Genomic DNA, 18,207 nt, shown 5'->3' with positions numbered 1-18,207 from the left:
CTGGGGGAATCGGGCCTTGCTCATGACCATGTGGAAACGCCTTGCGGCGCGCCTTCGCGACGACGAGCGCGGGGCCATCGCCGTGCAGTTCGCGCTGCTTCTGATCCCGATCGCCATCCTCACGTTCGGCCTGATCGACCTCAGCCGCGCCAGCCTCCAGAAGCGCCAGTTGCAGGACGCTCTCGACGCGGCGACCCTGATGGCCGCCCGCTCGACCGCGACCACCAACGCCGATCTGGACGCCGTCGGCGACGCCGCCCTGGCCACCGAGATGGCCGGCCTGGGCGTGCCTCTCACGGCCGACAACTCCACCTTCACCCTCGGCGACAACAACACCGTCGTCGGCTCGATCCAGAACGTGACGATCAAGCCGATCATCTCCAACCTCTGGAGCACCGGCGACGCGAACGTCTCGGCCGGCGCCACGGTGATGCGCTCGGTGAACAAGCTGGAAGTGGCCCTGGTGCTGGACAACACCGGCTCGATGGGCAGCACCCTGGGCTCGGGGACCAGGAAGATCGACGCCCTGATCACCGCCTCCAAGTCGCTGGTCGACGTTCTGGCCGCCGCCGCGGCCCGGGCCAGCGAGACTGACGCGGTGAAGATCAGCGTCGTGCCGTTCTCGATGACCGTCAATATCGGTTCGGCCTACCAGAACGACCCCTGGATGGCCGGCGAGATGCCGACCACCGGCTACGGGACCGACGTGTTCGCGACCAACCAGAACCGCTTCACCCTGCTGTCGAACCTGGGCCTGACCTGGGGCGGCTGCGTCGAAAGCCGGCCCGCGCCCTACGACGTCACCGACGACGAGCCCAATCCCTCCGTCGGTGCGTCGATGTTCGTGCCGTTCTTCGCCCCGGACGAGCCCGACGACAACGTGGTCGGCGTCAATCAGTCGAAAACGACGATGTATCGTGACGCCCGGCGCTACAGCACCTCGTATCCGATCAAGAACAACTGGCTGCCGGACACGGTTTCGCCGAAGGCCACCGACGCGACGGCCTGGTCCAGCCGTTCGACGGTGGTCGCCAAGTACAGCCAGGACAAGAAGAACGTACTCGGTCTCGCGAAGACGGGAACGGATTTCGGTCCGAACGCCGGCTGCGGCCTGACCAGCCTGATGCGCCTGACCAACGTCCGCACCACGACCGAGCGGGATGCGGTCAAGACCAAGCTCGGCCAGATGATCGCCAACGGCAACACCAATGTCGCCATGGGGCTGGCCTGGGGCTGGCACACCCTGTCGAACAACGCGCCATTCGCCGACGGCGTCAATCCGGGTTCGGCCGACGGCAGGAAGACCACCAAGGTCATCGTGCTGCTGACCGACGGCGACAACACCAACGACACCTATAACAACCCGAACAATTCGATCTATACGGGCTACGGCTACATCGGCCAGGGCCGCCTGAAGAACGCTAGCGGGACCGCCCTGACGGCGACCTCTTCGGCGACCGAGCGGCTCGCCGCGATCGACAGCCGCGAGAAGCTGCTGTGCGACAACGCCAGGGCCAAGAACATACAGATCTACGCCATCGGCGTGGGGGTTTCGTCCCATTCCAAGGGCATCCTGCAGTACTGCGCCACCAAGCCCGACATGTATTACGACGTCACGGACGCGGCCCAGCTGACCTCGGTGTTCAACACCATCGCCGGCTCGATCCAGAACCTGCGGATCACCAAGTAGGACAAAGCCCCGGAGCGTCGCTCCGGGGCTTTCTTGCTGGCGGCGTCTCGCCTCCGGCTCGTTCCGGGACTGATGGAGGTTCCGGTTAGGCCAGCTTGATCTCGCGCAGGCGCTGCTGGAGGAAGGCGTCGGCGGTGATCGGCTCGGGATAGCGGTCCGGGTTCTCGTCGGTGACGCAGCTGGGCAGGGTCTTGATCAGATAATCCGAGGCGAAGTGCAGGAAGAACGGCGTCGAATAGCGCGGCACGCCGCGACGTTCCGGCGGCGGATTGACCACGCGGTGGATCGTCGAAGGCAGGACGTGGTTGGTCAGACGCTCGAGCATGTCGCCGATGTTGCAAACCACGCAGCCGGGCGGCGGGTTGATCGGCAGCCAGTCGCCGTTGCGGTCAAGCAGCTCGAGGCCGCCCTCCTCTGCGCCGAGCAGCAGGGTGATGGTGTTGATGTCGCCGTGCGCCCCAGCCCGCACGCCGGTGGCGTCCTTGGGGATCGGCGGATAGTGCAGCAGGCGCAGCACGCTGTTGCCGTCCTTGACCGTCGGGTCGAAGAAGTCGCGGCCCAGCTCCAGATAGGTGGCGATGGCCTTCAGCACCCGCACGCCCAGGCTGTCGAGCGCGCCATACAGCCAGCCGACATTGTGGTGGAAGCTGGGAATCTCGGCCGGCCAGATGTTGTCGGCCATGGTGGCGCGGAACGGGTGGCCCGGCGGCAGGTCGCGGCCGACGTGCCAGAATTCCTTCAGGTCGTAGTGGTCGGCGCCCTTGGCGGTCTCGATGCCGAACGGGATGTAGCCGCGCGAGCCGCCCTTGACGCCGGCGTACTGGCGCTTGATCTCCTCGGGCAGGGCGAAGAAGGCCTTGGCGTCGGCGATGGCCGCGTCGATCCGCGCCTGGGCCAGGTCGTGGTCCGAGATCACCGCGAAGCCGTAGCGCTGGAACGACGCGCCCAGCGCCTGGGCGAACCTGTCGAAGTCCTTCGAATACAGGGTGAACGAGACGGGTTCGATGGCGGATGCGGACACGGGCGTGGGCCTCGAAGCTGGCAGGGTGGAGATTAGTAAGGCCGCACTTACTACACCGTCAGGCGGCCGGCGCGAAGTCCGTTCATCCTGGCGTCATGTGGCCTGTTGGAACTTGGCCGTGGACGAGGCGTTCTGCCTCGCAAGGATCAAGACGCCAAGGATCACGGGCGATGGCTCGGGATCAAGGCCGCATGAGGGAAAGACCGCGATGATGACCAAGACCGCGCCCAAGACCGCGCCATGGATCGCCCTGGCGGGCGCCCTGACCCTGGCCGCCTGCACCACCACCGACCCCTATACCGGCATGCCGGTGCGCAACAACACCGGAACCGGCGTCCTGACCGGCGCGGGTGTCGGCGCGGTGCTGGGCTACCTGACCAACACCAACAAGGGCGAGCAGGGCCGCAAGAACGCCCTGATCGGCGCGGGCGTCGGCGCCCTGGCCGGCGGCGCGGTCGGCAACTACATGGACCGCCAGCAGGCCGACTTCCGCCGCAGCCTGGAAGGCTCGGGCGTGATGGTCCGCCGCAACGGCGACCAGATCGTGCTGGTCATGCCCAGCGACGTGACGTTCGCGGTCGACAGGTCCGAGGTCCAGCCGCAGTTCACCCGCGTGCTCGACGATGTCGCTCGTACCCTGAACGCCTATCCGCAGACCACGATCGACGTGGTCGGCCACGCCGACAGCAGCGGTCCGGACGACTACAACCAGACCCTGTCCGAGCGCCGCGCCAGCTCGGTGGCCGGCTACCTGACCGGTCCTGGGCGGGTGCTGCCCGACCGCATCTTCGTGGCTGGCCAGGGCGAACGCCAGCCGATCGCCTCCAACGACACCGCCGAAGGCCGCGCCCAGAACCGTCGGGTCGAGATCATCCTGCGGCCGCTGACGCGGTAGGGCGTTCAACCCTCCCCCTATGGGGGGAGGCGATCGCGCAGCGATCGGTGGGGGGGGAGGTTTGGGGTCGTTTATCCGGGATCTGGCCATCTGCCGATCACTCCCCCCTCCGTCGGCTTCGCCGACACCTCCCCCACAGGGGGAGGATCTGATTGGCGCGGCTTCGCTGCCTCACGCGGAACCCCGCTGAGCGTGATGGGAAGGGTGCGAAGCGCCCGGGCCTCGCCCGGAATAGCTTTGATGTTTTGTACCGTTTCGACGAAGTGCAGGCGCTCCGCGTGGAACCGTTATCCGGAAGCCTTCGGATCGCGGATTTTTAACCCGCTCCGATGGAGGCCCCCGACGGGCGGAGAGTTGGCGCTCTCCGGACCGCATGGGCGATTTCAGCCCGTGCCTGTTGCGCTTGCCGATCCTCCGCCGCCTGGGTTTCGTCCCGACCAAGGGGAACCTGCCCAGGACCGTCACGAAAGGTTGTCACCGAAGACCACCAACAAACGCTTCCCGCTCGACCACCCCCAAAAGCCGCATCGGTCGCCGTACGTGCGCCCTTCCCGTGCTTTCAGGTGGGATCAGTATGCGGGCGGTCGGAAGGGGTGGGGATCAAAAAGGGTCGAAAAAGTTCAAGGCATTGAAATCGCGGGAGTTCGTTCGCTATGCGCAGAGCATGGACTTCCTAGAAGGCCGCCTCGCCCGCCGCCGCGCCCAGGGCGCTGGTCCGCCGGTGGGCCAACGCCTCGGCCACGTGCACCCGCTTCACGCCGGCCGCGCCCTCCAGGTCGGCGATGGTGCGGGCCAGGCGCAACACGCGGGTCCAGCCGCGGGCGCTGATCTGGCCGGCCTCGGCGGCGCGGGCCAGCAGGCCGCGCCCGGCCTCGTCCAGGTCGGCGATCCTCTCCAGATAGCGGCCCTCGGCCCGGCCGTTCAGCGCCTCGGCGCCCGCCGGCGCGTTCTCGATCGCCTCGGCCCGCTCCAGCTGCAGGCGGCGGGCCCGGGCGACCCGGGCGGCGGCCTCGGCCGTGCCTTCGGACGGCGGCGGCAGGGCTAGGTCGGCGGCCGTGACGGCGGGCATGTCGACGGCCAAGTCGATGCGGTCCATCAGCGGCCCGCTGACCCGGCCCTGGTAGTCGCGGAGGCAGCGCGGGGCCTTGCCGCACGCCCCGCGCCCGGCCCCGCCGTGGCCGCAACGGCACGGGTTCATCGCCGCCACCAGCTGCACCCGGGCCGGATAACGGACATGGGCGTTGGCCCGCGCCACCATGACTTCGCCCGTTTCCAGCGGTCCCCGGAGGCTGTCCAGGGCCTGGACGCCGAATTCGGGGAGTTCGTCCAGGAACAGCACGCCATTGTGGGCCAGCGACACCTCCCCCGGCTTGGCCTTCAGCCCGCCGCCGGTCAGGGCCGCCATCGAGGCGCTGTGGTGCGGGGCGCGATAGGGCCGGGCCCGGGTCAGGGTTCCCTTGGCGATCAGCCCGGCCACCGAATGGACCATCGAGGTCTCCAGCAGTTCCTGCGAGCTCAGGGGCGGCAGCAGTCCCGGCAGGCGCTGGGCCAGCATCGACTTGCCCGAGCCGGGCGGGCCGCAGAACAGCAGGTTGTGCGAACCGGCGGCGGCGATCTCCAAGGCCCTCTTGGCGTGCTCCTGGCCCTTGACGTCGCGCAGGTCTTTCGCCGCCTCGCCCTCGACCACCGGACCGGGCGACGGCGCCGACAGGATCTGGCCGCCCCGGAAATGGTTGATCAGCGCCACCAGCGAGCGCGGCGCCAGGATCCGCGTGCCGCCCGCCCAGGCCGCCTCGGGCCCGCAGGCTTCCGGACAGATCAGGCCCAGGTCCATGGCCCCAGCGGCCATGGCGGCCGGCAGCGCCCCCGCGCAGGGCGCGATCCGTCCGTCCAAGGACAGCTCACCCATCGCCGCCCAGCCGTCCAGGGCGTCGATCGGGATCACGCCCATGGCCGCCATCACCGCCAGGGCGATCGGCAGGTCGTAGTGCGAGCCCTCTTTCGGGAGGTCGGCGGGCGCCAGGTTGGCGACGATGCGCTTGGGCGGCAGGGCCAGGCCCAGGCCGGCGAACGCGCCGCGCACCCGCTCCTTGCTCTCGGCCACGGCCTTGTCGCCCAGGCCGACGATCACCATGATCTGGGCGCCGCCCGTCAGTTGCACCTCGACATCGACCCGGCGCGCCTCCACGCCTTCGAACGCCACCGTCACGACCCTTGCCGCCATTAGCTTTCCCGTCCCGTTGCCCACCGTTTTATCCACAAGCCAACCATGGCCGTTGGAGCGGAGCAAGAACGAAAAACGAACGTTTCAGGAAAGTGTGACGATTCAGTCGTCTAGCCGACGTTCCTCATTTTTAGCTGGAACTCAGCTCGGCGATCCGATCCCAGAGGATCGCGGCGGCGTCGGCGCCCCCGAACCGCTTGAGCTGCTGGGCCCCGGTCGGCGAGGTGACGTTGATCTCGGTCAGGTATTCTCCGATCACGTCGATGCCGACAAACAGCAGGCCGCGCCGCTTCAGTTCCGGGCCGATGATCGCGCAGAGCTCCAGGTCGCGCGCGGTGAGTTCCACCGCCTCGGCCCGGCCGCCGACCCGGAGGTTGGACCGCACCTGGCCGGCGGCCGGCACGCGGTTGACCGCCCCCACCGGCTCGCCGTGCACCAGCAGGATGCGCTTGTCGCCCTTGCTGACGGCCGGGACGAACTTCTGGGCGATCACCTGCTCGCGGCCGATCATGGCGTGCAGTTCCAGCAGGGCGTCCAGGTTGGGGTCGTCGGCCAGCAGCCGCGCCACGCCCGACCCGCCGCCGCCGTAGAGGGGCTTGAGGACGATGTCGCCGTGCCGGGCGCGGAAGTCGTAGATCGCCTGGTGATCGCTGGTGATCAGGGTCGGCGGCTGGACGCCCGGGAAGTCGGTGACGAACAGCTTCTCCGGCGCGTTGCGCACCTCGGCCGGATTGTTGACCACCAGGGTGTGCGGATGGACCTTTTCCAGGAAATGGGTGGCGGTGATGTAGGCCATGTCGAACGGCGGGTCCTGGCGCATCAGCACCACGTCGACGTCGTCCTTCATGTCCAGGATCACGGCCTCGCCCAGCTCGGCATGGGCGCCCTGGGTCTTGGTTAGCTTCAGCGGCTGGGCGCGGGCGAACACCCGGCCATCCTCCATCGACAGCTTGTCGGGGGTGTAGAACCACAGCCGGTGGCCCCGCGCCTGGGCTTCCCACATCATCAGGAAGGTGGTGTCGGTTTCGATGTTGATCCCCAGGACGGGATCCATCTGGACGGCGACTCTCAGCGACATGGGGGCTCCGGATCGGCTAGGGGCGGCGCGGGGAGGGCCCGCGCCGCGACTGCCTAGTTAAGGCGGCCCGCGCCCGAATGCGAGAGGCCGCCGCGATCCGCGCGCGCCGGTCAGGCGGTTTCGGCGCGCCGACGGGTCTTCACGGCCAGCAGGATCGCCGAGACCAGGAAGTAGAACGCTCCGAAGGCCGCATAGGGCGCGACGACTGTGATGACCGAGGCGACGGGCCCGGTGGCGCTCTTGAGGAAGAACCCGCCGGCCAAGGCCGACTGGGCGCCGCTCAGCACCATCGCCCATTGGGCGCCATAGGCGCGCCACCGTCGCACGCCGGCAACCAGCTGCAGCAGACCCGCCAGGATGGCCCAGGCGCCGAACAGCCCGAGCACTAGCCGCATGTCGATCTGGAGAGCGACCAGCACCGCCAGCGCGACCGCGGCGCTGACGGCGGTGTTGAGGGCCTGGGCGATGTTGGCGCGGAAGCCGCCGTTGGCCTTGGCGTCCCGCGCGTTGGCGAACGCGTCCCAGGCCGGATAGGCCACCAGCAGGGCGCCCGCGAGGACGGGGTTGGATCGGGCGATCGTGAAGGCGAGCGCGACCCAGGCGGCGGCCACGCCGGCGCGGAGGAAGTAGTAGCGCACGAGGGCGCCGGCGTCGGTGCGCGAGCGCGAGGTGTCATTGGCCATGAGGGCCTCCATCGGGGCGAGGGTCGGAGAATGAAATATGTTACAGCATTTAATGTCGCGACATATGATGCGACCTACCCGACCTTCCGAACGTCTGTCGAGTCATTATTTGTCACGACATCTATTTTCGCGCTAAGGCGAACGCGTTCGCAGGAGCCTTCCGTGCCAGACGCCGCCCGCACCCTCACGCTCGACGACCAGCTGTGCTTTTCGCTGTACGGGGCGAGCCTGGCGATCAACCGCGCCTACAAGCCGCTGCTCGACGCCCTGGAGATCACCTATCCGCAGTACCTGGTGCTGAGCGCGCTCTGGGAGATCGACGGCCAGAGCGTCGGCGCGATCGCCGAGCGGCTGGGCCTGGACTCGAGCAACGTCACGCCGCTGGTCAAGCGCATGGAGGCCGCCGGCCTGCTGTCGCGCGAACGCAACCCCGCCGACGAGCGCCAGGTGGTCGTCAGCCTGACCGACCACGGCCGCGACATGCAGGCCCGCAGCGCCTGCCTGGGCCAGACGCTGTTCGAGTCGGCCGGAACGAGCGTCGAGAAGCTGATCCAGCTGAACAAGGACGTGCAGGCCTTCCGCGACTCGGTGGCGCGCTTCGTCGCGGAGCGGCCGCAGCACTGAGGTCGGGGACATGCCCTTGTGGCGTGTCCCCATTTCCGGACGCGACGCTTGCTGTTGGGGACACGCCGCGAGGGCATGTCCCCGACCACGCCTAGTTCAACCTAAGCCGCATCCGCTCGCGCGCCGCCCGCGCGGCGATGGTCGCGCCGCCGTCCAGGACCTGGGCGCGCGACAGGGCCTGCAGGGCGCCGGCCAGGGCGCCCTGGCCCTCGCGGGCGGCGGCGACGTCCAGCCAGGGATGGTGGTCGGTGGGGTCCAGCAGGGCGCGGCGCAGGGCCGAGCGCTCGGCCCGGGCCCAGTCGCGGGCCTGCTGGGCGCGGGCGAAGATGTTGTTCTGCAGGCGGATCAACACGGCGCGGTCCGGGATCGGGCTCATCAGCACGTCCAGCTTGGCGGCGACGTCGGGCATCAGGCCGGTGCGCAGGGCCCGGCGCGACAGCTCGGACGGCAGCACCACCCGGCCCTCGCTGAACGGGTCGAGCGCCAGGGGGCCCTCCTCGGTCTCGATGCGCAGCAGGAAGTGGCCCGGGAAGTCGACGCCGTGCAGGTCCAGGCCGCAGGCCCGTCCGGCGTGCAGGTAGAACACCCCCAGGGTGACGGGCAGGCCCTTGCGCCGCTCGGCCACGGCGACCACGTCGGCGTTGTCGGGATGGTCGTAGGTGATCAGGTCGCCCGACAGCCGCAGGTCGCCGGCCATGGTCTCGGCCAGGGCCTCCTCCGGGGACTCGCTCTTCAGCCGGTCGGTCAGCCGGTCGATCGAGGCCTTGGCCATGTCGAGCACGGGAGCCAGGTCGCGGTCGGGATCGTCGTGCACGGCGCAGGCCAGGGCCGCCTCGAACAGCGGAAAGGCCTTGTCCGAACGCTCGCCGGCGTCGGTCAGCAGGGCTTCGGCCTCCTCCCGCGTCATTGATCGCCCATCCAGGCGTTGGGGACGTGGCGCGGACGGCGGCCGGGGGCCAGGGCGATCAGGTCCAGCCGGACCACCGCGCCGCGCAGGCCGGCGCGATGGGCGGCGATGTGCGCCCCGGCGCGACGCAGCCTGGCCCGCTGCTCGTAGGTCACCGCTTCCAGCGCCGCCTCCAGACTGGTCCTGCTCTTGACCTCCACAACGGCCAGCACGCCGCCCCGTTGCGCCAGCAGGTCGATCTCGCCCAGCGGGGTGGCCAGGCGGAAGCCGAGGATACGATAGCCCTTGACCATCAGCCACAGGGCCGCGATCACCTCGGCGCGACGTCCCGACAGCCGCGCGGCCGCGCCCCTGGCCTGCCTTTGGGCCTGCCTCTCGGCCTGTCTTTGGGCCTGGCGGTCAGGACGGGCGGGGCGGACGACGCTCATCCGGCCGCCTTCATCGCCAGGGCCTGACGATAGAGGTCCTTGCGCGACAGGCCCAGGGCCTTGGCCACCTCCGAGGCGGCCTCGCCCAGCGGCAGGCGGGCCATGGCCTCGCGCAGGGCGGTCTCGGCGTCGGCGGCGCTGGCGACCTCGTCCTCGCCCGGTCCGACCAGGATGACGATCTCGCCCTTGGGGGCCTCGAAGCGGGGGTCGGCGGCCAGGACGTCGAGCGGGCCGCGGACGCAGGTCTCGTAGAGCTTGGTCAGTTCGCGGGCCACCGCGCCCGGACGAGGTCCGAACACGGCGGCCATGTCGGCCAGGCTGTCGGCCACCCGCGAGGCGCCCTCGTAGAAGATCAGTGTGGCGCGGACATTGACCAGTTCCTCGAAGAACGTCTTGCGAGCGGCGGTCTTGGTCGGCGGGAAGCCGGCGAACAGGAAACGGTCGGTGGGCAGGCCAGCCAGGGTCAGGGCGGCCAGCGCCGCCGAGGCGCCGGGGATCGGGAACACCGGCAGGCCGGCCGCGATCGCCGCCTGGGCCAGGCGCAGGCCGGGGTCGGAAACCATCGGCGTGCCGGCGTCCGAGACCAGGGCGATCCGCTCACCGGCTTGCAGCCGCTCCAGAATGCGCGGCGTCTCGCGGTCGGCGACGTGTTCGTCATAGCGCTGCAGCCGCTTGGAAATGGCGTAGGCGGCCAGCAGCTTGCCAGAAACGCGGGTGTCCTCGGCCAGCAGGACGTCGCAGCCGGAGAGAACGTCGAGCGCCCGCAAGGTGATGTCGCGCAGGTTCCCGATCGGCGTCGCCACGAGGTACAGCCCCGGCGCCAGCGGCGCTTCGGACAGGACGGGCGGGGCAAGCTGGCGGCTCAAGGGCGGACTTTCAACACGGGCCTGGGCAACGCAGGACTGGCAACACGGGACTGGCCGACGCGGACTGAGCGGCCACGAAGCGGCGCGCCTACAAGGGTTATCAGGTCGCGAGCGTTCCTGTCAGCCGATCCAGCACCAGGCGGCCGGATCGGGTGGCCCGCAGGCGCAGAGGATCATCGACCAGGAGGCCGGACTCCACCAGAGATTTCACCTTCGGCGTGTCCGGCGACAGGTCCAGGGCGGCGATTTCGGCGAAGCTCACGCCGTCATCGATGCGCAGGCCCAGCAGCAGGCGCTCCTCGGCGGCCTCCAGCGGCGTGAGGGCTTCGCGCTCGAAGCCGACGCCGGTTTCGGTCACCGCCTGGATATAGTCGGCGATCCCGCGCCGGGCCGTGGTCGCCAGCTTTCCGTCAGTCAGGGTCAGGCGGCCGTGGGCGCCCGGGCCGACGCCGACATAGTCGTGGCCGCGCCAGTAGACGAGGTTGTGGCGCGAGCGGGCCGCCTCGCTCCGGGCGTGGTTGGAGACCTCGTAGGCGTCGAAACCAGCCGCCTCCAGCACCGCTTGGGTGGTCTCAAACAGGGCGGCGGCCAGGTCCTCGTCGGGCACGACCAGCTTGCCGCGCCCGACCGCGCGATCGAAGGCGGTGCCGGCCTCGATGGTCAGCTGGTAGGGCGAGACGTGCTCGGGGCCCATGACCAGCAGTTCGCCGAGCTCGGCCGTCCAGGCCTCGACCGTCTGGCCGGGACGGGCGTAGATCAGGTCGGCCGACAGGCGCGGAAAGGCCCGGGCGGCCACGGTGATCGCCCGCCGGGCCGAGCCGGCGTCGTGGTTGCGGCCGAGCAGGGCCAGGGCGGCGTCATCGAGGGCCTGGACCCCCAGTGACAGCCGCGCCACCCCCGCCGCCGCAAGCGCGTCGAAGCGGTCGGTCTCGGCGTCGGTGGGATTGGCCTCGAGGCTGATCTCCAGGTCGTGGGCGGGCGTCCACAGCGCCTTGGCCGTCTCGATCACCCGGGCCACCTGGGTGGGGTCCATCAGCGAGGGCGTGCCGCCGCCAAAGAAGATCGACAGCAGGGTTCGCGGCCCGGTGAGTTCCCGCTGGGCCTTCAGGTCGGCGACGATGGCGTCGGCCAGGGCCACCTGCTCGTCGGTCCGCCCCCGGTCACGCACGACGTTGAAGTCGCAATAGGGGCAGATCCGGGCGCAGTAGGGCCAGTGGACGTAGACGCCCAGAGGGGGGAGGTCGGGAGGGGGCGGTTGGGTGGTCACGCCTCACCCTCGTATGCGTTGTCATCCCGGAAGCGCGCAGCGCTGTCCGGGACCCAGGTGAACCGCACCGCATCCGCCCAGTCCTCTGGGTCCCGGACAGCCCCTGCGGGGCTTCCGGGATGACAGCGATGGGGGCTTCTACTCAAACAGCGCCGCCTTCAGCTTCGCGAACGCCGCGGCCCGGTGGCTCATGGCGTCCTTGGCGGCCGGCTCCATCTCGCCGAAGGTCTGGGTGAAGCCGGCCGGGATGAAGATCGGGTCGTAGCCGAAGCCCCGGTCGCCGCGCGGCGGGAAGGTCAGGGTCCCGTGGACCTCGCCCTGGACGACCACCGCCGGGCCGCCGTTCGGCCAGGCCACGGCCAGGGCGCAGGTGAACCAGGCCGAACGGTCCTGCGAGCCGGTCTCCTCGACCCGCTCGGCGACCTTGTCCATGGCCGAAGCGAAGTCCTTGCCCGGCCCGGCCCAGCGGGCGGAATAGATGCCCGGCGCGCCGTCGAGGGCGGCGACCGAAAGGCCCGAATCGTCGGCCAGGGCGATCTGGCCCGACAGCTCGGCCGCGTGGCGGGCCTTGAGCAGGGCGTTGCCGACGAAGGTGGTCTCGGTCTCGTCGGGCTCGGGCAGGCTCAGGGCCCCGGCCGCCAGCACCTCGAACCGGCCGTCGAGCAGGGCCGCCAGTTCCTTGGCCTTGCCAGGGTTGTGCGTGGCGGCGACAAGCTTCGTTCCAGTTTCCAGCTTCAGCGTCATCGCGCGACTCCTTTCCGGGACAAGACCATGCAGCTTCTCTACTCCCCCATGTCGCCCTTCGCCCGCAAGGTTCGCGTCGCGGCTTTCGAGCTGGGCCTGGCGGATCGGCTGGCGCTGGTGGTGGTCAGTCCCTACACCGACGAGAGCGTGCGGGCGATCAATCCGCTGTCGAAGATCCCCGTGCTGCTGACGCAGGACGGGTCGCCGATCTTCGACTCGCCGGTGATCTGCGAATATCTCGAGCACCTGGCCGGCAGGGCCCTGACCCCCGCCGCGGGTCCCGACCGCTGGGCCGCCCTGACCGTCCAGGCCATGGCCGACGGCATGGGCGACGCGGCCCTGGCCATCGTCCGCGAGCGCCTGCGCGAGGGTCCGCACCGCCAGGATCTGTTCGACCGCCAGGCCGCCGCCCTGGTCGCCGCCCTCGACCTGCTGGAGCGCCAGACGCCGCCGTCCGACCGCTTCGAGATCGGCGAGATCGCGGTCGCCGCCCAGCTGGCCTACCTGGATGTCCGCCAGGTGATGGACTGGCGCGAGGGCCGCCCGAACCTGGCGGCCTGGTACGAAACGGCCAGTCGCCGGAGCGCGATGGTGGCCACGGCGCCACACCTGGCGTAATCCGTTCGGTGAGCGCGATCATTGCTAAAGTTTAATATCGTTTATCGATAAGCGACATTGGCGCTGGCGGAATCGACCCCTATCTTCGGAACCTGGGAGACACGCCATGCCGGCGCGGTCCCGCACCCGACCCGAAGGCCCGCCATGTCCGCCGCCAGACTGATCCGCATCGTCGACGCCGTCGCCACCCGCATGGCCACGCTGACGCTGATCGCCGGTCTGCCGCTGGCCGCCGTGACCTTCGCGATCAAGACGTTCTGACCCGAGGTCCAGCTCGCCTTTGACCGGTCCCGATCCGCCGGGGCATGGTCGGCGTTTCTGCGTGAGGGGAAGAGCGGATGCGCGCCTTGGGGCCTGGCTCGGTATCGAGTTTCCTGAAGATCATCCTGGACGTGATCTATGTGGGCCTGTGGGTCTGGGTCAGCCTGCTGGCGATCTTCACGGTCGCGGTGCTGCTGCTCAGCTTCAATCCCGAACTGATCACCTCGAAACTGCACATCGGCAGCTCGATCGACGAACTGATCAGCAAGGGGCCGCTGTTCGCCGGCGCCCTGGGCGCCTGGGCGCTGCTGTCGGGCGGCTGGATGGTGATCGTCGAGCGCCTGCGGCGGGTGTTCTCCACCCTGACCGCCGGCGATCCGTTCCATCCGGACAATGTCCGCCGCCTGCGGGTGGTGGGCCTAGTCCTGGCCGCCCTGGAGATCGGCCACTACATCTTCGCCGCCCTGGCCAAGTGGCTAGCCCCGGACGCCAAGATCGTCGACGGCTCGTTCAGCCTCAGCGCCTGGTTCCCGGTCCTGGTGGTGTTCGTGCTGGCCGAGGTCTTCCGCGAGGGCGCGCGCCTTCGCCGCGAAGCCGAACTGACAATCTGACGACGCGGAGACGAGAGAACCCCATGGCCATCCGCGTGCAACTGGACCGCATCCTGCTGGAGCGACGGATGTCGCTGACCGAACTGTCGGACCGGGTCGGCGTGACCATCGCCAACCTGTCGATCCTCAAGACCGGCAAGGCCCGCGCCGTGCGCTTCACCACCCTGGACGCCCTGTGCCGCGAACTGGACTGCCAGCCGGGGGATCTGATGACGTATGAGCCGGGGCCGGGCGAGGTTCATGAGGAGGACTGAGGGCCCGCCCTCGCGCTCACCTTTTAGCCGTCATTCCGGGCCTTGTGCCCGGAACCCCTGGTTCAGCCGAGGGTGAGGCGCCTTGGCGCGCCAGCGCGCCCCCCTCCTGCCCATGCGGCGGACGGAGGGGTCCCGGGCACGAGGCCCGGGATGGCGGAGATTATTTGGACACCGCTTCCCGCTGCTTGACGAACAGCTCGCCGATCCCCTTCTCCGCCAGGGCGAACAGGCTCTCGAACTCCGCCCGCGTGAAGCCGCGCTTCTCGCCGGTGGCCTGGATCTCGACGATGTCGCCGGCGTTGGTCAGCACGAAGTTGCTGTCGGCCTCGGCCTGGCTGTCTTCCTCGTAGTCGAGGTCCAGCACCGGGGTGTCCTTGAACACGCCGCACGAGACGGCCGCCACCTGGCCCAGGATCGGATCGGTCTTCAGCACGCCTTCCTCGATCAGGTAGTTGACGGCGATGCGCAGGGCCACCCAGGCGCCGGTGATGGCGGCGGTGCGGGTGCCGCCGTCGGCCTGGATGACGTCGCAGTCCAGGCTGATCTGGCGTTCGCCCAAGGCCTTCATGTCGACCACGGCGCGCAGGGAGCGGCCGATCAGGCGCTGGATTTCCTGGGTGCGGCCGCTCTGCTTGCCCAGGGCGGCTTCACGGCGACCGCGGGTGTGGGTGGCGCGGGGAAGCATGCCGTACTCGGCCGTGACCCAGCCCGCGCCCTTGTTGCGCATCCAGCCCGGGACGCTTTCCTCGACCGTGGCGGTGACCAGCACCTTGGTGTGGCCGAAGCTGACCAGGCACGAGCCTTCGGCATAGCGGTTGACGCCGGTCTCCAGCGTGACTTCGCGCGTTTGGTCGGGGGCGCGTTCGGACGGACGCATGGAACAACTCCGGGGCTTTGCGTGATAGGATGGGGCCGCTTATCCTAACTTCAGCGGGGTCGTCCAATCCCGTCGGAACCTGGGGAGCCCGCCAGGGCGCGTTCGAAGGCTAGATGACACAGCTTTTTTCGGGTTTTTCCGCTCAGACTCCCAGTCTCACCGACCTGGACGCCCGCGCCCGCGACATCTTCCGGCGGGTGGTCGAATCCTATCTCGAAACCGGCGAACCGGTCGGTTCGCGGACCATTTCACGCGGCGGGGTGGCGCTGTCGCCGGCCTCGATCCGCAACACCATGCAGGACTTGGCCCAGCTGGGCCTGCTGGACGCCCCCCACACCAGCGCCGGGCGCATCCCCACCCATGCCGGCCTGCGGATGTTCGTCGACGGCCTGCTGGAGGTGGGCGACATCGGCGAGGAGGAGCGGCGGACCATCGAGTCGCGGCTGTTCGCCCACGGCCGCTCGTTCGAGGAGGCGATGGGCGAGGCCAGCGCCATCCTGTCGGGCCTGGCCGGCGGGGCCGGGGTGGTGGTGGCGCCGGTCCGCGAGGGCGGGGTCAAGCACGTGGAGTTCGTCGCCCTGGGCGCCGACCAGGCCCTGGCGATCATGGTGTTCGACGACGGCACGGTCGAGAATCGGCTGATGAAGCGCGCCGCCGGCGTCACGCCCGCCGCGCTGCAGGAGGCCTCCAACTTCCTCAACGCCCGCCTGCGGGGCCGCACGCTCAACGAGGCCAAGGTCGAGATGGCCGCCGAGCTGGACGCGGCTCGGCGTGAACTGGATACGACGGCGGCGCGTTTGGTCGAGGACGGCCTGGCCGCCTGGAGCGGCGGCGACGACGCCGACCGCGCCCTGATCGTCCGGGGTCGCGCCAACCTGTTGGCCGACACCAGCGCCCGGGAGGACCTGGAGCGCGTGCGGCGGCTGTTCGACGACCTGGAGCAGAAGGGCCAGCTGATCGGCCTGCTGGACGACGTGCGGACCGCCGAGGGCGTGCGCATTTTCATCGGGGCCGAAACGCGACTCTTTTCGCTTTCGGGTTCCTCCCTGATCGCGGCGCCCTATATGACGGGCCGACAGAAGGTGCTGGGGGCGATCGGCGTGATCGGTCCCACCCGCTTAAACTATGCCCGGGTGATCCCGCTGGTGGACTATACCGCCCGCGTGCTCGGCCGGATGATGGACGGATAGAGGACGAGATGACCGACGAACAGACGCCGGCCGAAGACGTGGCCTTCGAGGCCGACCAGGCTTCTTGGGAAGACGCGTCGCAGGAGATCGAGGCGCTGAAGCTGGAAGTGGCCAACCTGAAGGATCAGGCCCTGCGCTACCTGGCCGACGCCGAGAACACCAAGCGCCGGGCCGAGCGCGAGAGCAACGACGCCCGCGCCTACGCCATCCAGAAGTTCGCCCGCGACCTGCTGGGCGTGGCCGACAACCTGTCGCGCGCCACCGCCCACAGCCCGCGCGAGTCGCAGGACGCGGCGGTGACCAACTTCATCATCGGCGTCGAGATGACCGAGAAGGAGCTGCTGGCGGCCTTCGATCGCAACGGCCTCAAGAAGATCGACCCGGGCAAGGGCGAGAAGTTCGATCCCCACCTGCACCAGGCGGTGATGGAGCAGCCCTCGGACGAGGTCTCGGCCGGCGGCGTCGTCCAGGTGCTGCAGGCCGGCTACGAGCTGATGGGCCGCCTGGTCCGCCCGGCCATGGTCGCCGTGGCCGCCAAGGGCTCGAAAGGCCCGGACGCCCCGGCCGAGCCGACGGCGGGCGCGGCGAACCCCTACGCCAGCACCGACGCCGATACCGGCGGGGCTTTCGACACGAAGGCTTGAGGCCGGCCTGAGCTGCAATTTGGTTGTCATCCCGGACAGCGCTACGCGCTTCCGGGATGACAACTTCTGTAGCGTGTAGGGCAAACCCTCAGCCCTCCCCCTCGATCCGATCCGCCAACCCCTTGGCCCCCGCCACGGCGTCGGCCCAGGTCACGTCGAAATCGGCGTCCTCGCCAAGGTAGGGATCGGCCACCGACTTGCCCTGGCGCCCTTCGACCACATCCAGCAACAGCAGCAGCTCGGCCGTCGCGTCGGCCGGCCGCAAGGCCTTCAGGTCCGCCAGGTTGGCGCGGTCCAGGGCGACGACGTGGGTGAACCGGCGGAAGTCGTCGGGCGTCACCTGCCGTCCGCGATAGCCGGAGATGTCGATCCCCCGCCGCAGCGCCACCGCCTGGGCCCGGCGGTCGGGCGGATGGCCGACGTGCCAGGAACCGGTGCCGGCCGAATCGACCTCGACCTCCAGCCCGCGCCGCGTGGCTTCCTGGCGGAAAGCCGCCTCGGCCAGGGGCGAGCGGCAGATGTTTCCCAGGCAGACGAACAGGACGGCGGGTCGCGGCACGGGCAGCCTTTCCAGCAAAAGACCGCGCCGCTTGCGCGCACGGCCGTCAGGCCCAACATGTAGCCTCGCCCACGCTGACGATGAAAGGACATCACCCCATGACCACCGAGACCGCGATCCTCGCCGGCGGCTGCTTCTGGGGCGTCCAGGACCTGCTGCGCCGCTATCCCGGCGTGCTGAAGACCCGCGTCGGCTATTCCGGCGGCGACGTGCCCAACGCCACCTATCGCAACCACGGGACCCACGCCGAGGCGATCGAGATCATCTTCGATCCCGCCGTGATCAGCTATCGCCGGATCCTGGAGTTCTTCTTCCAGATCCACGACCCGACCACCCTGAATCGCCAGGGCAACGACATCGGGCTCAGCTACCGCTCGGCGATCTTCTACACCAGCGAGGAGCAGAAGCGGGTCGCCGAGGAGACCATCGAGGACGTCGAGGCCTCGGGCCTGTGGCCGGGCAAGGTGGTGACCGAGGTGGCTCCCGCCGGCCCGTTCTGGGAGGCCGAGCCCGAGCACCAGGACTATCTGGAGCGGATCCCCAACGGCTATACCTGCCACTTCATCCGCCCGGGCTGGACCCTGCCGACCAAGGCCGAGCGCGCGGCGGCCGTCTAGGCCGGATCGGCTCTGCGCGACGGGGCGCGCATTTCGCCGCACCCCGTCGCGCGCCCCCTCTTCCCCAGCGGCGCGATTACGCTAATGTCGCAAGTCCATTCATTGCGGGGCCGCGGGGGATTCTCTCTGTCGGCGGCGGCCCTGGGACC

Annotated in this window: 20 protein-coding genes; 9 read left to right on the top strand and 11 right to left on the bottom strand. The window is 69.6% G+C overall.

The window, feature by feature from the left end; translation table 11 throughout:
- Positions 1 to 22 precede the first annotated feature (22 nt).
- Positions 23 to 1,690 (top strand): pilus assembly protein TadG-related protein, encoded by a 1,668-nt coding sequence (locus tag ACSQ2G_RS09415; protein ID WP_436030244.1) that lies wholly within the window; start codon positions 23 to 25, stop codon positions 1,688 to 1,690.
- An 85-nt stretch (positions 1,691 to 1,775) separates the two neighbouring features.
- On the opposite strand, the gene ACSQ2G_RS09410 is transcribed toward ACSQ2G_RS09415, so the two are convergent.
- Positions 1,776 to 2,711 (bottom strand): isopenicillin N synthase family dioxygenase, encoded by a 936-nt coding sequence (locus ACSQ2G_RS09410; RefSeq protein ID WP_436030242.1) that lies wholly within the window; start codon positions 2,709 to 2,711, stop codon positions 1,776 to 1,778.
- Between the two features lie 211 nt (positions 2,712 to 2,922).
- Between ACSQ2G_RS09410 and ACSQ2G_RS09405 the strand changes: the two genes are divergently transcribed.
- Entirely contained in the window at positions 2,923 to 3,606 is a 684-nt protein-coding gene (locus tag ACSQ2G_RS09405; protein WP_436030562.1) for an OmpA family protein, read from the top strand.
- A 673-nt stretch (positions 3,607 to 4,279) separates the two neighbouring features.
- On the opposite strand, the gene ACSQ2G_RS09400 is transcribed toward ACSQ2G_RS09405, so the two are convergent.
- The 3 genes from ACSQ2G_RS09400 to ACSQ2G_RS09390 form a co-directional block, all read right to left on the bottom strand.
- On the bottom strand, positions 4,280 to 5,830 hold the full coding sequence (locus ACSQ2G_RS09400) for a YifB family Mg chelatase-like AAA ATPase (RefSeq protein WP_436030240.1): 1,551 nt from the start codon (positions 5,828 to 5,830) through the stop codon (positions 4,280 to 4,282).
- 130 nt (positions 5,831 to 5,960) lie between these two features.
- Positions 5,961 to 6,908 (bottom strand): glutathione synthase, encoded by a 948-nt coding sequence (gene gshB / locus ACSQ2G_RS09395; protein WP_436030238.1) that lies wholly within the window; start codon positions 6,906 to 6,908, stop codon positions 5,961 to 5,963.
- A gap of 110 nt (positions 6,909 to 7,018) precedes the next feature.
- The gene (locus ACSQ2G_RS09390) at positions 7,019 to 7,591 is read right to left on the bottom strand and encodes a DUF308 domain-containing protein (RefSeq protein WP_436030237.1); all 573 of its coding nucleotides are present in this window, start codon (positions 7,589 to 7,591) and stop codon (positions 7,019 to 7,021) included.
- Positions 7,592 to 7,753: 162 nt separating this feature from the next.
- On the opposite strand from ACSQ2G_RS09390, the gene ACSQ2G_RS09385 reads away from it, so the two are divergent.
- A complete protein-coding gene (locus tag ACSQ2G_RS09385) occupies positions 7,754 to 8,215 on the top strand; it encodes a MarR family winged helix-turn-helix transcriptional regulator (RefSeq protein ID WP_436030235.1) in 462 nt (153 codons plus the stop codon).
- A gap of 91 nt (positions 8,216 to 8,306) precedes the next feature.
- Here ACSQ2G_RS09385 and ACSQ2G_RS09380 read toward each other — a convergent pair whose 3' ends face one another.
- The 5 genes from ACSQ2G_RS09380 to rdgB form a co-directional block, all read right to left on the bottom strand.
- Entirely contained in the window at positions 8,307 to 9,122 is an 816-nt protein-coding gene (locus ACSQ2G_RS09380; protein WP_436030234.1) for a SirB1 family protein, read from the bottom strand.
- Positions 9,119 to 9,550, bottom strand: coding sequence for a YraN family protein (locus tag ACSQ2G_RS09375; RefSeq protein WP_436030232.1), 432 nt, complete (start codon positions 9,548 to 9,550; stop codon positions 9,119 to 9,121). Before ACSQ2G_RS09375 ends, ACSQ2G_RS09380 begins: the two co-directional genes overlap by 4 nt.
- On the bottom strand, positions 9,547 to 10,416 hold the full coding sequence (gene rsmI / locus ACSQ2G_RS09370; protein ID WP_436030230.1) for a 16S rRNA (cytidine(1402)-2'-O)-methyltransferase: 870 nt from the start codon (positions 10,414 to 10,416) through the stop codon (positions 9,547 to 9,549). The genes ACSQ2G_RS09375 and rsmI overlap by 4 nt, the downstream gene beginning before the upstream one ends.
- Before the next feature lie 100 nt (positions 10,417 to 10,516).
- The gene (gene hemW, locus ACSQ2G_RS09365; RefSeq protein ID WP_436030560.1) at positions 10,517 to 11,647 is read right to left on the bottom strand and encodes a radical SAM family heme chaperone HemW; all 1,131 of its coding nucleotides are present in this window, start codon (positions 11,645 to 11,647) and stop codon (positions 10,517 to 10,519) included.
- Positions 11,648 to 11,821: 174 nt separating this feature from the next.
- On the bottom strand, positions 11,822 to 12,427 hold the full coding sequence (gene rdgB / locus ACSQ2G_RS09360) for an RdgB/HAM1 family non-canonical purine NTP pyrophosphatase (protein WP_436030228.1): 606 nt from the start codon (positions 12,425 to 12,427) through the stop codon (positions 11,822 to 11,824).
- Positions 12,428 to 12,454: 27 nt separating this feature from the next.
- On the opposite strand from rdgB, the gene ACSQ2G_RS09355 reads away from it, so the two are divergent.
- From ACSQ2G_RS09355 to ACSQ2G_RS09345, 3 genes are all read left to right on the top strand, one after another.
- Complete coding sequence (locus ACSQ2G_RS09355) at positions 12,455 to 13,045, top strand: glutathione S-transferase N-terminal domain-containing protein (RefSeq protein ID WP_436030226.1); 591 nt, start codon at positions 12,455 to 12,457, stop codon at positions 13,043 to 13,045.
- 338 nt (positions 13,046 to 13,383) lie between these two features.
- Positions 13,384 to 13,917 (top strand): DUF2975 domain-containing protein, encoded by a 534-nt coding sequence (locus tag ACSQ2G_RS09350; RefSeq protein WP_436030224.1) that lies wholly within the window; start codon positions 13,384 to 13,386, stop codon positions 13,915 to 13,917.
- Between the two features lie 23 nt (positions 13,918 to 13,940).
- A complete protein-coding gene (locus ACSQ2G_RS09345) occupies positions 13,941 to 14,171 on the top strand; it encodes a helix-turn-helix domain-containing protein (protein ID WP_028040500.1) in 231 nt (76 codons plus the stop codon).
- 160 nt (positions 14,172 to 14,331) lie between these two features.
- Here ACSQ2G_RS09345 and rph read toward each other — a convergent pair whose 3' ends face one another.
- On the bottom strand, positions 14,332 to 15,048 hold the full coding sequence (rph, locus tag ACSQ2G_RS09340) for a ribonuclease PH (RefSeq protein WP_436030222.1): 717 nt from the start codon (positions 15,046 to 15,048) through the stop codon (positions 14,332 to 14,334).
- Between the two features lie 113 nt (positions 15,049 to 15,161).
- Here rph and hrcA point away from each other — a divergent pair, with 113 nt between their 5' ends.
- Entirely contained in the window at positions 15,162 to 16,238 is a 1,077-nt protein-coding gene (gene hrcA, locus ACSQ2G_RS09335) for a heat-inducible transcriptional repressor HrcA (protein WP_436030220.1), read from the top strand.
- A gap of 8 nt (positions 16,239 to 16,246) precedes the next feature.
- Positions 16,247 to 16,882: a nucleotide exchange factor GrpE gene (grpE, locus tag ACSQ2G_RS09330; protein WP_436030219.1), complete on the top strand. Its 636-nt coding sequence runs from the start codon at positions 16,247 to 16,249 to the stop codon at positions 16,880 to 16,882.
- 88 nt (positions 16,883 to 16,970) lie between these two features.
- Here the strand turns inward: grpE and ACSQ2G_RS09325 are convergent, their stop codons facing one another.
- Entirely contained in the window at positions 16,971 to 17,441 is a 471-nt protein-coding gene (locus ACSQ2G_RS09325; protein WP_436030217.1) for a low molecular weight protein-tyrosine-phosphatase, read from the bottom strand.
- A gap of 98 nt (positions 17,442 to 17,539) precedes the next feature.
- Between ACSQ2G_RS09325 and msrA the strand changes: the two genes are divergently transcribed.
- The gene (gene msrA, locus ACSQ2G_RS09320; RefSeq protein WP_436030215.1) at positions 17,540 to 18,058 is read left to right on the top strand and encodes a peptide-methionine (S)-S-oxide reductase MsrA; all 519 of its coding nucleotides are present in this window, start codon (positions 17,540 to 17,542) and stop codon (positions 18,056 to 18,058) included.
- The last annotated feature ends 149 nt before the right edge of the window (positions 18,059 to 18,207 follow it).

This window comes from Caulobacter sp. LjRoot300, from assembly GCF_964253875.1.
Lineage (GTDB): Bacteria > Pseudomonadota > Alphaproteobacteria > Caulobacterales > Caulobacteraceae > Caulobacter.
The sequence above is the reverse complement of the archived record's forward strand: the minus strand, read 5'-3'. Positions and strand labels throughout refer to the sequence as shown.

Excerpts from the sequence above, each read along its gene's own strand:
- ACSQ2G_RS09375 (WP_436030232.1), bottom strand. The coding sequence starts at position 9,550 with ATGAGCGTCGTCCGCCCCGCCCGTCCTGACCGCCAGGCCCAAAGACAG.
- rph (WP_436030222.1), bottom strand. The coding sequence starts at position 15,048 with ATGCGTCCGTCCGAACGCGCCCCCGACCAAACGCGCGAAGTCACGCTG.
- ACSQ2G_RS09405 (WP_436030562.1), top strand. The coding sequence starts at position 2,923 with ATGACCAAGACCGCGCCCAAGACCGCGCCATGGATCGCCCTGGCGGGC.
- ACSQ2G_RS09345 (WP_028040500.1), top strand. The coding sequence starts at position 13,941 with ATGGCCATCCGCGTGCAACTGGACCGCATCCTGCTGGAGCGACGGATG.
- ACSQ2G_RS09390 (WP_436030237.1), bottom strand. The coding sequence starts at position 7,591 with ATGGCCAATGACACCTCGCGCTCGCGCACCGACGCCGGCGCCCTCGTG.
- rdgB (WP_436030228.1), bottom strand. The coding sequence starts at position 12,427 with ATGACGCTGAAGCTGGAAACTGGAACGAAGCTTGTCGCCGCCACGCAC.
- ACSQ2G_RS09415 (WP_436030244.1), top strand. The coding sequence starts at position 23 with ATGACCATGTGGAAACGCCTTGCGGCGCGCCTTCGCGACGACGAGCGC.
- gshB (WP_436030238.1), bottom strand. The coding sequence starts at position 6,908 with ATGTCGCTGAGAGTCGCCGTCCAGATGGATCCCGTCCTGGGGATCAAC.
- grpE (WP_436030219.1), top strand. The coding sequence starts at position 16,247 with ATGACCGACGAACAGACGCCGGCCGAAGACGTGGCCTTCGAGGCCGAC.
- ACSQ2G_RS09350 (WP_436030224.1), top strand. The coding sequence starts at position 13,384 with ATGCGCGCCTTGGGGCCTGGCTCGGTATCGAGTTTCCTGAAGATCATC.
- hrcA (WP_436030220.1), top strand. The coding sequence starts at position 15,162 with ATGACACAGCTTTTTTCGGGTTTTTCCGCTCAGACTCCCAGTCTCACC.
- ACSQ2G_RS09400 (WP_436030240.1), bottom strand. The coding sequence starts at position 5,830 with ATGGCGGCAAGGGTCGTGACGGTGGCGTTCGAAGGCGTGGAGGCGCGC.
- ACSQ2G_RS09355 (WP_436030226.1), top strand. The coding sequence starts at position 12,455 with ATGCAGCTTCTCTACTCCCCCATGTCGCCCTTCGCCCGCAAGGTTCGC.
- ACSQ2G_RS09380 (WP_436030234.1), bottom strand. The coding sequence starts at position 9,122 with ATGACGCGGGAGGAGGCCGAAGCCCTGCTGACCGACGCCGGCGAGCGT.
- msrA (WP_436030215.1), top strand. The coding sequence starts at position 17,540 with ATGACCACCGAGACCGCGATCCTCGCCGGCGGCTGCTTCTGGGGCGTC.